At 61.6% G+C, this 13,211-nt stretch carries 13 protein-coding genes; 6 read left to right on the top strand and 7 right to left on the bottom strand.

Annotated elements, in window-relative coordinates; genetic code table 11:
- The first annotated feature begins 50 nt into the window (after window positions 1-50).
- A complete protein-coding gene (locus ACX3M4_RS22580) occupies window positions 51-1,685 on the top strand; it encodes an acyl-CoA synthetase (RefSeq protein ID WP_459355215.1) in 1,635 nt (544 codons plus the stop codon).
- Between the two features lie 286 nt (window positions 1,686-1,971).
- On the opposite strand, the gene ACX3M4_RS22575 is transcribed toward ACX3M4_RS22580, so the two are convergent.
- Entirely contained in the window at window positions 1,972-2,151 is a 180-nt protein-coding gene (locus ACX3M4_RS22575; protein ID WP_459355214.1) for a YdcH family protein, read from the bottom strand.
- Window positions 2,152-2,518: 367 nt separating this feature from the next.
- On the opposite strand from ACX3M4_RS22575, the gene ACX3M4_RS22570 reads away from it, so the two are divergent.
- The 3 genes from ACX3M4_RS22570 (at window position 2,519) to ACX3M4_RS22560 (ending at window position 4,475) form a co-directional block, all read left to right on the top strand.
- Entirely contained in the window at window positions 2,519-2,725 is a 207-nt protein-coding gene (locus ACX3M4_RS22570; RefSeq protein WP_459355213.1) for a YdcH family protein, read from the top strand.
- 137 nt (window positions 2,726-2,862) lie between these two features.
- Entirely contained in the window at window positions 2,863-3,351 is a 489-nt protein-coding gene (gene purE / locus ACX3M4_RS22565) for a 5-(carboxyamino)imidazole ribonucleotide mutase (protein WP_459355212.1), read from the top strand.
- A 29-nt stretch (window positions 3,352-3,380) separates the two neighbouring features.
- Complete coding sequence (locus ACX3M4_RS22560) at window positions 3,381-4,475, top strand: 5-(carboxyamino)imidazole ribonucleotide synthase (RefSeq protein WP_459355211.1); 1,095 nt, start codon at window positions 3,381-3,383, stop codon at window positions 4,473-4,475.
- A 42-nt stretch (window positions 4,476-4,517) separates the two neighbouring features.
- Here the strand turns inward: ACX3M4_RS22560 and ACX3M4_RS22555 are convergent, their stop codons facing one another.
- A complete protein-coding gene (locus ACX3M4_RS22555; protein WP_459355210.1) occupies window positions 4,518-5,915 on the bottom strand; it encodes an MATE family efflux transporter in 1,398 nt (465 codons plus the stop codon).
- A 402-nt stretch (window positions 5,916-6,317) separates the two neighbouring features.
- On the opposite strand from ACX3M4_RS22555, the gene rpsU reads away from it, so the two are divergent.
- Together rpsU and ACX3M4_RS22545 are read left to right on the top strand one after the other, a co-directional pair.
- The gene (rpsU, locus tag ACX3M4_RS22550; RefSeq protein ID WP_008188883.1) at window positions 6,318-6,545 is read left to right on the top strand and encodes a 30S ribosomal protein S21; all 228 of its coding nucleotides are present in this window, start codon (window positions 6,318-6,320) and stop codon (window positions 6,543-6,545) included.
- Window positions 6,546-6,750: 205 nt separating this feature from the next.
- Window positions 6,751-7,566, top strand: a complete 816-nt coding sequence (locus tag ACX3M4_RS22545) for a tetratricopeptide repeat protein (RefSeq protein ID WP_459355209.1) — start codon at window positions 6,751-6,753, stop codon at window positions 7,564-7,566.
- A gap of 75 nt (window positions 7,567-7,641) precedes the next feature.
- On the opposite strand, the gene ACX3M4_RS22540 is transcribed toward ACX3M4_RS22545, so the two are convergent.
- From ACX3M4_RS22540 to ACX3M4_RS22520, 5 genes are all read right to left on the bottom strand, one after another.
- A complete protein-coding gene (locus tag ACX3M4_RS22540; protein ID WP_459355208.1) occupies window positions 7,642-8,889 on the bottom strand; it encodes an ABC transporter substrate-binding protein in 1,248 nt (415 codons plus the stop codon).
- A 662-nt stretch (window positions 8,890-9,551) separates the two neighbouring features.
- Entirely contained in the window at window positions 9,552-10,223 is a 672-nt protein-coding gene (locus tag ACX3M4_RS22535; protein ID WP_459355207.1) for a pseudouridine synthase, read from the bottom strand.
- Between the two features lie 149 nt (window positions 10,224-10,372).
- On the bottom strand, window positions 10,373-10,654 hold the full coding sequence (locus ACX3M4_RS22530) for an aa3-type cytochrome c oxidase subunit IV (protein ID WP_459355206.1): 282 nt from the start codon (window positions 10,652-10,654) through the stop codon (window positions 10,373-10,375).
- A gap of 174 nt (window positions 10,655-10,828) precedes the next feature.
- Window positions 10,829-12,208, bottom strand: a complete 1,380-nt coding sequence (locus tag ACX3M4_RS22525) for an ABC1 kinase family protein (protein ID WP_459355205.1) — start codon at window positions 12,206-12,208, stop codon at window positions 10,829-10,831.
- Window positions 12,209-12,311: 103 nt separating this feature from the next.
- On the bottom strand, window positions 12,312-13,208 hold the full coding sequence (locus ACX3M4_RS22520; protein WP_459355204.1) for a heme-dependent oxidative N-demethylase family protein: 897 nt from the start codon (window positions 13,206-13,208) through the stop codon (window positions 12,312-12,314).
- Window positions 13,209-13,211 lie beyond the last annotated feature (3 nt).

Genomic DNA, 13,211 nt, shown 5'->3' with positions numbered 1-13,211 from the left:
GGGGTAACGTGTCCTTGCGGCCCGGAGAGGCCGATCGAGGGAGGAAGATCATGGACGCCGCAGCAAGCCCGTTCACGCAGGGTCTCGACAAGAACACGGCCAATTTTGCAGCGCTCAGTCCGCTCAGCTTTTTGGCGCGCGCGGCCGATGTCTTTCCGGACACGATCGCGATCGTTCATGGTCGCCAGCGCACAGACTATCGCAGCTTCTACCGCCGCGCGCGCCAGCTTGCCTCGGCGCTGTCGGGCCTCGGCATCGGCAAGAACGATACGGTCAGTGTGATGCTGTCCAATGTGCCGCCGATGCTGGAAGCCCATTACGGCGTGCCGATGGCAGGGGCCGTGCTGCATTCCATGAATACGCGGCTGGACGCCGCCATCATTGCCTTCCAGCTCGATCATGCCGATTGCAAGGTTCTGATCACGGACCGCGAATATGCCCCCGTCATCAAGGAAGCGCTGGCACTCGCGACCGTCAACCCGCTGGTGATCGACTATTCCGATCCGGAATTTCCCCAGGACGGCGCGCGTCTCGGCACGCTCGACTACGAAGCCTTCCTGCAGTCCGGCGATCCGGAATTCGCCTGGGCTCTGCCGGCGGACGAATGGGACGCGATCTCGCTCAACTACACCTCCGGCACCACCGGCAATCCCAAGGGTGTCGTCTATCATCACCGCGGCGCCTACCTGCTGGCCCAGGCGAACGTCATCACCGCGTCCATGGCCAAGCATCCGGTCTATCTGTGGACCCTGCCGATGTTCCACTGCAACGGCTGGTGTTTCCCCTGGTCGCTGTCGCTGGTCGCCGGCACGCATGTGTGCCTGCGCTGGGTCCGGCCGAAGACCATGTGGGACCTGATCGCAGACGAGGGCGTCACACATCTTTGCGGCGCACCGATCATCATGTCGACGCTGCTGAATGCGGCGCCCGACCAGAAACGCGAACTCGACCGGGAGGTGGAATTCTTCACGGCCGCCGCCCCGCCACCGGAGAGCGTGCTCGCCGCCATGAAGACCGCCGGCTTCAACGTCACCCATCTTTACGGCCTCACGGAAGTCTATGGTCCCGCCGTCGTCAACGACTGGAAGCGGGAATGGAACGAGCTTGCCGCCGAGGAGCAGGCGCGCAAGAAAGCCCGCCAGGGCGTGCGCTACGTCGCCCTGGAAGCGCTGACCGTGCTGGACCCGGAGACGCTGGAGCCGGTGCCGGCGGATGGCGAAACGCTGGGGGAAGTCATGTTCCGCGGCAATGTGGTGATGAAGGGATATCTGAAAAACCCGGACGCGACGGACAAGGCCTTCAAGGGCGGCTGGTTCCATTCCGGCGACCTCGGCGTCCTACATCCGGACGGCTATGTCCAGCTCAAGGACCGCTCCAAGGACATCATCATCTCGGGAGGTGAGAACATTTCCTCCATCGAGGTGGAGGAAGTCCTCTACAAGCATCCGGACGTCCAGGCCGCCGCCGTCGTCGCCAGGCCCGATGAGAAGTGGGGCGAGACGCCCTGCGCCTTCGTCGAACTGCGGCAGGGCGCGAAAACAAGCGAAGCGGATCTCGTCGCCTTCTGCCGTCAGCACCTGGCCGGGTTCAAGTCGCCGCGCACGATCGTCTTCTGCGACCTGCCCAAGACCTCGACCGGCAAGATCCAGAAATTCGAACTGAGGGAACTGGCGAAGGCGCTGTGAGGGTGCAGATGAGGCGTCGGCAAGGGGAACTCTACAACCCGTTTCTGCCGTCCACTCGTCCGGCTTCGCGACCTTACTCCTCATCCTGAGGAGGACCGAAAGGTCCGTCTCGAAGGATGGGCCGCTTGCTCCAGAGTGCGCCGCCCATCCTTCGAGACGCCGCTTGCGCGGCTCCTCAGGATGAGGGGGAGAGGAAACATTACAAGGTCCCCACACCTCTCACTCCCCTAAAAACAAAACGCCGCGCTGGTGCGCGGCGTCTTAAAATTCTTGGCTCAGGGCCTGTCTAGTGGAGTGTCGCGTCCTGTCGTAGCCGCGCTATCTCGTCCTTGATCTTTAGCTTTTGTCGTTTCATGTCAGCCAATTTCAGAGAGTCTGTACTCGGATGCAACTGAGCGTCTTCAATCTTGCGTTCCATTTCCGCGTGACGGCGCTCAAGTTCTGCGAGATGCGACTGCATTGACATGGAAAAACCTCCTGTCTGTTGGCTCAACCCTGTCATCGTGCCACAGACTTTCCGCCCTTGTCGATTGCTGAATCCGCATAGCGGAGGCGTTTCGCCGTCAAATTATGCATTCTCGCTGCTATCCTTACGAAACCCTGAAGAAACGTGGCGTCTTAACCGCCTCGAAACTAACCATTTTTCCCCATGAAAGATTTGCCAGTTCACATTTTTTCCACCTGGGTCAATTTCCCGCGCCCCGGCACCGGCCCTGGGGTCTGGAGCCGGATCCGGGCGGCAGCCGAAAACCGGCCACGGCCTTGCCAAAGATGCTATCTTGCCCGGCGGCGGCAAATTGGATTAGGACTGGGTCCTGTTTCGGGGAATATTGATGGCGCAGATGGATAGTGACGCATTGCGTATGCAGCTGGCGCAGCTGCGTCAGGAACACCGCGATCTGGATGTGGCCGTGGAAGCGCTGGCGGCAACCTCGAACCATGATGTTCTGCAGCTTCAGCGACTGAAGAAGAAGAAACTGATGATCAAGGACCGGATCGCAGTGCTTGAAGATCAGCTGTTCCCTGACATCATCGCCTGAGACCTTCCGCATCTGGAAGGGACGCCGTCTGAAAATCGCAATTTCCCGCTAATTTTTCGCCGATTCGCGCTTGCGATGCGCCGCGCCCTGCCTATACTCCGCGGCTCTTCTGAGGCCGCCGGAACCTGGAGCACGAAATGGCACAAGCGGACGTCGCGATCATCATGGGCAGTCAATCGGACTGGCCGACAATGAAACATGCGGCGGAGACGCTCGACCAGCTTGGCGTGTCCTATGAGGCCCGCATCATCTCGGCGCACCGCACGCCCGACCGCATGTACGACTTCGCCAGGGGCGCCAAGGCCGAAGGCTTCAAGATCATCATCGCCGGCGCCGGAGGCGCGGCTCATCTTCCCGGCATGACGGCTTCCCTGACACCGCTTCCCGTCTTCGGCGTTCCGGTGGAAAGCAAGGCGCTCTCCGGTGAGGACAGCCTTCTGTCGATCGTGCAGATGCCGGCCGGCATCCCCGTCGGCACGCTGGCGATCGGCAAGGCAGGCGCGACCAATGCAGCCCTGCTGGCAGCCGCCGTCCTTGCCCTGCACGACCCGGCGGTCGAGACCGCACTCGACACGTTCCGCAAGGAGCGCACCGCCGCTGTGGCCGAAACGCCGTCTGACGCTTGATCGGACCTTCGCAAGGCAGGAGACACAGTATGAGCGCCACGATCCGTTTGAGCCCAGGCGATACCATCGGCATTCTCGGCGGTGGCCAGCTTGGCCGCATGCTGGCACAGTCCGCCGCCAGCCTCGGCCTCAAGGCCCATATCTTTTGTCCGGATCCGAACAGCCCGGCTTTCGATGTCAGCGCCACCTTCACGGTCGCCCCTTACGAAGACATCGACGCACTGGACCGTTTCGCCGCCTCCGTTTCCGTCGTCACCTATGAATTCGAGAACGTTCCCGGCCCGGCCGCAGCCCATCTCGACGCGAAGGTTCCGGTCCAACCTGGTGTGCGGGCGCTGGAGGTCTCCCAGGACCGGCTCTTCGAAAAACGGTTTCTCTCCGATGCAGGCGTCGCCATCGCGGATTTCGCCGACATCGGTTCGCAGGACGATCTTGATGCCGCAATTGCCCGTTTCGGCGGCAAGGGCGTCTTGAAGACCCGCCGGTTCGGCTATGACGGCAAGGGCCAGCTGATGATCCGCAAGCCCGAAGACGCCGACGGCGCCTTTGAAAAGCTTGGTGCCGTGCCGATGGTGCTTGAGGCTCTGATCCCCTTCGACTGCGAGGTTTCCGTGATCGTGGCCCGCGACGTCGACGGCGCCATAGCCTGCTACGACATCGCCCGCAATCACCATGAACATCACATCCTGAAGACCTCGACGGTACCTGCCGGCGTTTCACAGGCGACCGCGGATGCGGCCCGCGCCATGGGCGAGAAGATCGCCGCCGGCCTTGAGTATGTCGGTGTCATGGGCGTGGAAATGTTCCTGGTGCGCGACGGGGCCGGCGAGAAGCTGCTCGTCAACGAGATCGCGCCCCGGGTGCACAATTCCGGTCACTGGACCCAGGATGCCTGCCTCACCTCCCAATTCGACCAGCATATCCGCGCGGTGGCCGGCTGGCCGCTCGGTTCGTCAGAGCGGCATTCCGATGCCGTGATGGAAAACCTGATCGGCTTTGACGCCGACAGCTGGGAAGCGGTTTTAAGGGAACCGGCTGCCCGGCTGCATCTTTACGGCAAGGCGGAAACCCGTGAAGGCCGCAAGATGGGGCACGTCAACCGGATCTCGAAGAAATCCGCCTGATCCGCGTTTACCAAGAGAGCATTGCAATGAGCGGTGACGGGCCTACCCCGTCACCAGACCCAGCTTTTCCCTTTTGGCAAAGCGCAGGTTCGCCAGCAGCGCAACGGAGGCAAGCCCCCCGGCCAGCCCGCACCAGACGCCCACCCCGCCCCAACCGGCCACGAAGCCCAGGCCCAGCGACAGGCTGATGCCGACCACCCAGTAGCCGAACAGCGCATAGAACAGCGGAATGGTGGTGTCGCCGAGGCCGCGCAGGTTGTTGACGCCGATGATCTGGCCGCCATCGGCAAGCTGGAACAGCGCGGCGACCGTCAGGAACGACACGCCATAGGCCAGGACCTCTTCCGTTTGCGGGTCGTCGAGATCGAGATAGAAGCCGACCAGCGTTTCCGGGATGGTCCAGAAGAGCAGTGCGAAGCAGCCCATGAAGAGCACGGTCACGCAGAGCGCGGTCCACCCCGCCCGGCCGACGCCCCGGCGATCTCCCCGCCCGGCAGCAAGGCTGACCCGCGTCATGGCGGCGACGGAAAGACCAACCGGCACCATGAAGGTGATCGACGCGATCTGCATGGCAATGCCGTGACCGGCAAGCGGCAGCGTTCCCAGCCAGCCGATCATGACCGACGCAGCCGCGAACAGCGACCCTTCCGCGATGATGGTAAGTGCGATCGGCACGCCGAGCCGCACGATCTGGAAGAAGACCGGCCAGTCGGAGCGCCAGATGCGGCCGAGAATGTTGTAGCGCCGGAGCTTCGGGTGCAGCACCGCATAGGCAAGGAGGAACAGGAACGTGACGGAGGCGCTGAAGACGGAGGCAATACCGGCACCGACCAGTTCCAGCCGCGGAAAGCCGAATTCACCGAAGATCAGCAGATAATCCAGCACCGCGTTGACGACAGCTCCGGCGATCGTTGCCCAGAGGACGACCTGCGTACGCTCCATCACGGTCAGGAAGCCGCGAACGGCCATGATCAGCAAAGCCGGCAGCATGGTCCATTGCAGGTAGAGCATATAGACGCCGGCAAGGGCGGCGAGTTTCGGGTTCTGGCCAAGCGCGATCAGGATCGGCTCGATGAAGAGCAGGACGACCCAGACCGGAATGCAGAACAGCACCGACACCCAGAACCCCATGCGCACGGTCCGGCGCAGGTCGCGCAGCTTGCGCTGGCCGCGGGCGCGGGCGGCAAGCGGAATGACCGCCTGGAGGACGCCCATGCCGAAAAACCAGACAAGCATGTAGAAATTGAAAGCCAGCACGGAAGCGGCAAGCTCTTCCGCGCCAAGACGCCCGATCATCAGGACATCGGTCGTGTTGATGGCCATCTGCGCCAGCTGCGCACCGGCCAGCGGCAGGCCAAGTGCGAGCGTCGGCCGGATGTCGCTCCGCCAAAGAGACACGGGCTGAACCGAATCGGAAGCCCTTGACGCGTGCTGCGCCATCGTTTCCTCCAACAATAGGGGCGGGGCCATGCCTTCTTGTGCGAGGGATTGTCTGGCCGGGGTGAGACAACCACCTCTACCGGTGATAACCGTCGGAGTCTACTCCCCTTCTCGCTGCCGCTTCTCCGGCCTCGAAGCGCAAAAGAGTCCAATTTCGGCGCCTTTCTTTGCGAATGAGTGTGGACAGCAGAGGATTGCTCTGGTAGAAAGCGCCCCAAAGTGAGCGACGCGTCAGCGGCGACTAGTTCTCTGTACACATGTGAATGCATGAACACCGTATGGACGGTGAGCGTTCACTGCGTGTCTAGGAAATGTCGAGGTAGATGCTGGCAAGACCTCGCTTCCATCATGGTTCTTCTGGCTGCGGATTTACCGCAGCGCATCGAAAACGGGAAAAAACGCGTGCAGGTTCTGGTTCGCGACAACAATGTCGATCAAGCGCTGAAGGCGCTCAAGAAAAAGATGCAGCGCGAAGGCATCTTCCGTGAAATGAAGCTTCGCGGTCACTTCGAAAAGCCGTCTGAAAAGAAGGCGCGTGAAAAGGCTGAAGCCATTCGCCGCGCGCGCAAGCTGGCTCGCAAGCGGGCACAGCGCGAAGGTCTGCTCCCGGGCAAGTCCGCTCGCCGCTAAGCGGCTTGAGTGAGCCTGGCGACCTGTTTCGCCATTGTCATCGAGATGCCGTAAGGCCGGCCGGAGTCACGGTCGGCTTTTTGGCGTTTTGCGGGGATAGCCGGAAAACGGCCCCCGCCAGCTTGTCGCAGCCACATTACCGCCCAATTGGAGGCAGATGAACGGCATGTCCAATCGCTCGACGTTAAGAGATCGTATCTGCCGTATGCGCAAGTTTCTGCCCCATGCAACGTTGTTCAGCCTGGCAACCTTGCTGGCCGCCTGCAACACTTCCGGCGTCTATGACGACGTGCCGACCAATGCCTCGGCCGGTTCCTCGACCAACATTGCCTCGCTGTCGGCGGTGATCGAAGCGAACCCGGGCGATGCCAGTGCCTACAGCACCCGCGGGATTGCCTATGGCCAGGCCGGCAAGCTCGACAAGGCGGTGGCGGATTTCGACCAGGCCCTGCAGCTCAACCCGCAGTCCTACCAGACCTGGGCAAACCGGGCGCTGGTTCTGCGCCGCATGGGCCGCGACCAGGAAGCGATCTCCGACTATACCCGCGCGATCAACATCAAGCCGGATTATGACGTTGCCTATGTCGGCCGCGGCAACATCTACCGCCAGCAGGGCAACTATTCCGCCGCCCTGGCCGATTTCAATTCCGTCATCACCCGTGACAGCTCCGACGCGCGTGCGTTCTACAATCGCGGCCTGATCTACCAGGCCCAGAACCAGCACCAGCGCGCCATCGAGGATTTCGCCACTGCCATCGGCCTCAACCCGAAGGCAAGCGCGCCCTACATCGCCCGCGGCATCTCCTATATTGCAGTGAACGATCCGAACGCGGCCAATGCCGACCTTTCCATGGCGGTCAATCTCGACCGGGATTCCGCCGTTGCCTGGGCCAACCGGGGCGTCGCCCTGGAAATGCTCGGCAACGCTCAGGACGCGCGCCGCAGCTATACCCGCGCCATCACGCTGGACAATTCCAACAAGATCGCCCGCGAAGGCCTCGGCCGCGTCGGCCAGGGCTAAGGCCAGCCGGCTCGGGGTGGAAACTGCCCCGGTGGCCGTCCATGAGACCGTCCATGAGACCGGGGCAGTCCGTTATTACCTTGCCAGCGAAACAGCTTCCGCCAGATACCCGACTGCATCTTCCGGCGTCATGTCGGAATTGAAAAAGTCAGTGATCACATCCGATACGGCCCCGACGACAGCGGCCGGCGCAGCATGCGTGCCGGCAAAGGTGGGGACAGCGGTCCCTTCCTCATCGTTCTGCGTGAACGAAGCGGCGGTGATCCGGGCGCAGTCATCCAAATGCGTCAGATTGACGTCCTTGCGCGCGGGAATGGCCCCTTTCGCCTGATTGAAGGCGATCTGCACGTCACGATCCATGATCGCGCTTGCCAGAACTTCCTGGGCTTCCTTGCCTTCGGCATCCGGCTGTTCGAAGAAGGATAGGGAATTCACCAGGTAGACGAAGGAATCGCCCTCTGCCTTGGGCACCGGGATACAGGCGAAATCCTCTCCGGGACGCTGTCCGGCATTGGCGAATTCCCCCTTGGCCCAGTCGCCCATGATCTGCATCGCCGCTTCGCCATTGATGACCATCGCCGAAGCCAGGTTCCAGTCCCGGCCCGGGGCGTTGGAATCGACCATGCCGCGCAGCTGGGCCATCTGTTCAAAGACCATCAGCATGGTGTCGCTGCGAAGCGCGTCTTCATCCAGGTCCACAAGCGCCTTGCGATAGAAATCCGCATCGCCAATACCCGACAACACGGCCTCGAACATATAGAGCTCCTGCCAGGCCTGACCGCCGTGGGCAAGCGGTATGATGCCGGCCGCACGGAACTTCGGTGCCAATGCATTCAGCTCTTCCCAGCTTTTCGGATATTCGGCACCGATCTTTTCAAATGCGGCTTTCGACGCCCAGATCATGTCCGTGCGATGCACGTTGGTCGGCGCACTGACATAGCGGCCGCCCACCTTTGTAAAGTCCTTGACGGCCTGCGGCAGGACCGTGTCCCAGTCCTGCGCCTCTGCAACGATATTGACATCGCCGAGCATGCCTTCTTGCGCCCAATCGATGATGTTCTGGCCGAGCATCAGCATGGCCGAGGGCGGATTTCCCGCCGCTATGCGCGCCTGCAACGCCGTCTTTGCCTGATCGCCACCGCCCCCGGCAATCGGAGCGTCGTTCCAGGCGACGCCTTCGGAAACGACCTTGTCGCGAACGGCGGCAAGGGCAGCCGCTTCACCGCCTGACGTCCAGAAATGCATGACTTCCACAGCCGGCTCCGCGAAGGCGGACGAGACTGAGACCGCAAGGCCGATAGCGGCCACTGTAATTCTACGCATGCTTGGGTGTTCCCTGTTTTGAAAGGTTTGTTGATTTGGGCTCGTCTCTTGCCTGCCCCTTCAGGCGCGGCACCTGGTTGCGTGACGGCTTGGTGAGCAGACGGACCAGCGCTGCATCGCAAGAACGCCGGCACACTTGGTGTCCTGCTTTCTGGAGGCACGGGAAGAACGAACCATGGTGTTGAACGCGTCCGCCGCGGGCGTGTGTCGGATCCCGCGAGAGACGCAGCAAACTTCCTGTGATGCCGATGACTGCGTGCGTGACGGAGCGTGAGCAGATTCGTACAGCGCGCACGTTCTCACGGCCTCCGGCAAGCAGCCGAGTGCAGATGTTTTTCTCCTATTCGAGTCTTTGGATCGTTCCAATTTGCAAAAACATAGAACTTGGAACGTTCCAAAGAGTCAAGAAGGTAATTTGAGATTATTGAAACGCGCCTGGAAACCGGAACCGACTTTTTCGCGACGTGCTCTAAACGTCAGTTGAATGCGACGGGCGCTAGTGGTTCGATTCTGACATTTGCAATCCCCTGCTGCTAGCGCTGGAGCAAATGTCAGAATCATAAGAATCACTAGATAAATATATAATTCTAGTGGAACTTTTGAATTTGACATTTGAGCATCAGCCTAGCCGCGAGCGGGACTCAAATGTCAAATTCGCTCCACTAGAACGGAAGCTCGGCGACAAACCGGTTGCGTTCGCCACCCGTCGGATGATGCAGCTCCAGGCTTTCCGCATGCAGCGCCAGTCTTGGCGAGGCCGAAAGGGCCTCACTGTCCGCATAGAACCTGTCGCCGATAATCGGATGCCCGAGCGCCAGCATGTGAACCCGCAGTTGGTGTGAGCGGCCCGTATGAGGAAAGAGCCGGACCCGGGTAGTACGTTCGCCGCGCTCCAGAACCTGCCAGCGCGTCAGCGCAGGTTTGCCGAATTCGAAGCTGACCATTTGCTTCGGCCGGTTCGGCCAATCGCAGATCAGAGGCAAGTCCACCTCGCCGCTATCGGCCGCCAGATGTCCCCAGATGTCGGCGATATAGGTCTTCGTGGTCTTGCGCCGTTCGAACTGCAGTCCGAGATGCCGGTGCGCGGACGCATTCAGCGCCAGCACCATGACACCGGACGTATCCATGTCGAGCCGGTGGACGATCCGCGCTGAGGCGTAGCTTTCCTGTGCCCGGGCCTCCAGACAATCCGAATGTTCGGCCGCCTTGCCCGGCACGCTCAACAACCCGCTCGGCTTGTCGACGACCAGCAGGTCACCGTCCGTGTGGAGCACGCTCAGGTAGGGCTCCAGAGGCGGATCATAGACGAAGATATCGGGCGCAGGCTGGTTCATGGTTCAGTCGTAAACTCCGGAACCATCCGCGGGGAAAGCCGCCCGGAAAGGCCCAATGCAAAAGGCGCGGACCTGGCCGCGCCTTTTAGGAAGCTTGTTGTGTGCCGAGGCAAGTCTGCTCCCAGCCCTTGGGTCCGGGAAGCAAAGCCTCAGACGGTCAAAATGGCCAGGACACCGGTTGCCAGGAACACGAGTGCCGGCGGGATCCAGCCGGACGCACCAAGGGCCATGCCGATGGCGGTCGAGACGAGCATGGCGATCAGCATCAGCCAGCCGAACACGGTCGCCACCGTGCCGCCGAAAGCGAACATGATCAGGCACAGGACGATGGTCAGGCACGCGATCGTGCCGATCTTGGAGATGTTGATGAACCCGGCATACGTCTGCTCGTGAGCGTCGTAGTCCATTCCGGTCGCGGTATCGTCAGACATGAGGTCCCCCAGGGAAAAATCTTTAGTCGGCAGCCTTCATACAATAAAGCCCGCCGGTTCGGCAATGCACGCAATTGCAGTTTCCGGCGGCAAAAACGCGACTTTTTGGCATGCTGCGAAAACAGAGCCCATTCAGCTGCCCTTCGCCGGCACCAGCCCGGCACCAATGCCGGTTCAGGCGGCGTGTGAAGCTCCGGAAAGTCCTGCCGAGGCCAGAACCGCGTCCTGCCGATTGCGCACGGTCATCGCATCGAAGCCTTCGATCTGTTCATTGAAGAGTTCGAAGAAATTCAGCTCCGCCTTGAGATGCAGGAAAACGCCGCCAAGGCCGATTGCCGCCCGGTCCATGAAGACAAATTCCTGCGGCACGGTTACAGGCCCAAGCTCCTTCAGTGCCGTGTGCACCCGGAAGGCTTCCTTGCGGCCATATTCGGCTGCCGAGACCCCGTCGGCGAGCGAGCGCACCCGGTCGGTCAGGAGCGGGCCGTAAATGAACCTCGCCCAGATGTTCAGGACCTCGATGACCTCTTTTTTCAGATCCTTGAAGCCCCAGCGTTCATAGGCGGCCACCACACGGTCGTTGTTCTCTTCCAGAAGACCGCGATAAAGTTCGACAACGCCCTCGACAAAGGCTTCCGGGAAGATGCGGATGCAGCCGTAATCAAGCAGATTGATGCCCGCGGGCCGGCCCTCCTGTTCGAAGACGGTGTAATTGCCGAGATGCGGATCGCCGTGAATGACGCCGACATGGCTGAAGGGATGCCACCAGGCATGGAACATGGTCCGGGCCAGCAGATTGCGTTCTTCCTGGCTGTGTTCCTTGAAGTCGAGCAGCGGACGGCCGGTGAGCCAGCCCATGGTGAGCAGGCGTTTGGTGGAAAGCTCATCGACCACCTCCGGCACTCTGATGCCGTCGAAATTACCAAGGATTTCCCGGTACATGGCGATATGCGCGGCCTCGCGTGCATAATCCAGCTCTTCCCGCACCCTGGCGCTGATCTCCTTGGCAATTTCGCTTGTATCGATGGCAGGGCTCATGCGCCTGTGGAGCGAAAACAGCATCTGCAGCTGCTTCAGATCGGCTTCCACGGCCGAGGCCATATCCGGATATTGCAGCTTGCAGGCCAACACCCGTCCATCGTGGGCGGTTGCCCGGTGCACCTGGCCAAGCGAGGCGGCAGCTGAGGGCTCCCGGCCGAAGTCGGCGAAGCGTCCCTGCCAGTCGGCCCCGAGTTCGGCCCGCATGCGCCTCTTCACAAAGGCCCAGCCCATCGGCGGCGCACTCGCCTGCAACTTGGCGAGCTCGGTCGTGTATTCCGGCGGCAGCACATCGGGAATGGTCGACAGGAGCTGTGCCACCTTCATCAGCGGACCTTTCAACCCGCCAAGGGCTGCTGCCAGCTCGGCCGCGTTCTTGGCGTTGTCCAGCTCCATGCCGAAGAGCCTTGCGCCTGCGACCTTGGCGGCGATCCCGCCCATGTTGGTCCCGACCCTGGCATAGCGCCCCATGCGGGCACTGAACCGGTTGCTCTCGCGGTCTTTCGGGTCGGGCATATGCGCAGAAACTCCTCAACGGGCGGAAAACAGCAATGTCACCGAACAACATATGCAGTGCGCGGGCAGTTTCCAGCCACACCGCAGGCCAAATCGACGCAAGTCAGTCGATCAACTGCTCAAGCTCCGCGGCCAGCCCATCCCGTATCGGCACAAAACCCTTGTAGGAAAGCTGCGCCTCGTCGAGGGCCAGGAGTTGGGTCCGCAGTCCAGCGGCAAGCTCTGCCCGGTCCGGCCGCGCCTTCAGCGCTGCCAGAGGATCGTGATGCACCTTGATGGTGAAAAGGATGTCGCCCGATCCCGGAAGCCGGCGCAACGTTTGCCGTTCGACCCGCAGAAACAGCTTCGCCAGGACACTGCCATCGCCATTGATGTCGATGCGCTTGGGCTGCGGATGGTGCAGGGCCGCATCGGAATAGATCGACCAGTTGAAGCGTTCGAGGAACTGACCCGCAGCCAGATTATCGAAGACACGCGCGACCATCTGGCCGATACGGCTGCCGTTGAAACCCGGAACGCCTTCGTGAATGCCGGTCATCGACAGGCCGAACTTTTCGGCCAGAGACCAGGATGACGGAAAACACAGCGAAGCGGCCGCAAGCCTGTATCCGCCCTCGCCCGGCCGCATGAGCACCAGGTCTTCCTGCACCAGCCTGGAGGCGGTCATCAGCGCAGGCCGGTCGCCGAGAGCGACCGTACGACCACTTTCCCGCAACTCGACGGCCGTTTCCGAAACCAGATGGGTTGCGGAATGGAACCGGGAGAGATTGTCCAGGATCAGTGCAAGCACTTCGTCCTGCGCCGCGCCGGTGTCCGCCTCATGCCGGAAAACGGCGTCGCGATCGACCGCGAACAGCCTTTCCTTTTCGGTGAGATGCCGCACCAGAAAGGCGTCCGGCTCCAGCCAGACCTCTTCGCCGATCGGCTTCAGGCCGACCGTGAAGGGCTTGCTGGAACCGTCATAGGGCGTGTGCCGGAACGGGGGTGCCGGACGTGTCATTCA

It is taken from the genome of Roseibium sp. M-1 (assembly GCF_054515675.1).
The sequence above is the reverse complement of the archived record's forward strand: the minus strand, read 5'-3'. Positions and strand labels throughout refer to the sequence as shown.

Excerpts from the sequence above, each read along its gene's own strand:
- ACX3M4_RS22525 (WP_459355205.1), bottom strand. The coding sequence starts at position 12,208 with ATGCCCGACCCGAAAGACCGCGAGAGCAACCGGTTCAGTGCCCGCATG.
- purE (WP_459355212.1), top strand. The coding sequence starts at position 2,863 with ATGGCACAAGCGGACGTCGCGATCATCATGGGCAGTCAATCGGACTGG.
- ACX3M4_RS22555 (WP_459355210.1), bottom strand. The coding sequence starts at position 5,915 with ATGGCGCAGCACGCGTCAAGGGCTTCCGATTCGGTTCAGCCCGTGTCT.
- ACX3M4_RS22560 (WP_459355211.1), top strand. The coding sequence starts at position 3,381 with ATGAGCGCCACGATCCGTTTGAGCCCAGGCGATACCATCGGCATTCTC.
- ACX3M4_RS22535 (WP_459355207.1), bottom strand. The coding sequence starts at position 10,223 with ATGAACCAGCCTGCGCCCGATATCTTCGTCTATGATCCGCCTCTGGAG.
- ACX3M4_RS22540 (WP_459355208.1), bottom strand. The coding sequence starts at position 8,889 with ATGCGTAGAATTACAGTGGCCGCTATCGGCCTTGCGGTCTCAGTCTCG.
- ACX3M4_RS22575 (WP_459355214.1), bottom strand. The coding sequence starts at position 2,151 with ATGTCAATGCAGTCGCATCTCGCAGAACTTGAGCGCCGTCACGCGGAA.
- ACX3M4_RS22530 (WP_459355206.1), bottom strand. The coding sequence starts at position 10,654 with ATGTCTGACGATACCGCGACCGGAATGGACTACGACGCTCACGAGCAG.
- ACX3M4_RS22520 (WP_459355204.1), bottom strand. The coding sequence starts at position 13,208 with ATGACACGTCCGGCACCCCCGTTCCGGCACACGCCCTATGACGGTTCC.
- ACX3M4_RS22570 (WP_459355213.1), top strand. The coding sequence starts at position 2,519 with ATGGCGCAGATGGATAGTGACGCATTGCGTATGCAGCTGGCGCAGCTG.
- ACX3M4_RS22545 (WP_459355209.1), top strand. The coding sequence starts at position 6,751 with ATGCGCAAGTTTCTGCCCCATGCAACGTTGTTCAGCCTGGCAACCTTG.
- ACX3M4_RS22580 (WP_459355215.1), top strand. The coding sequence starts at position 51 with ATGGACGCCGCAGCAAGCCCGTTCACGCAGGGTCTCGACAAGAACACG.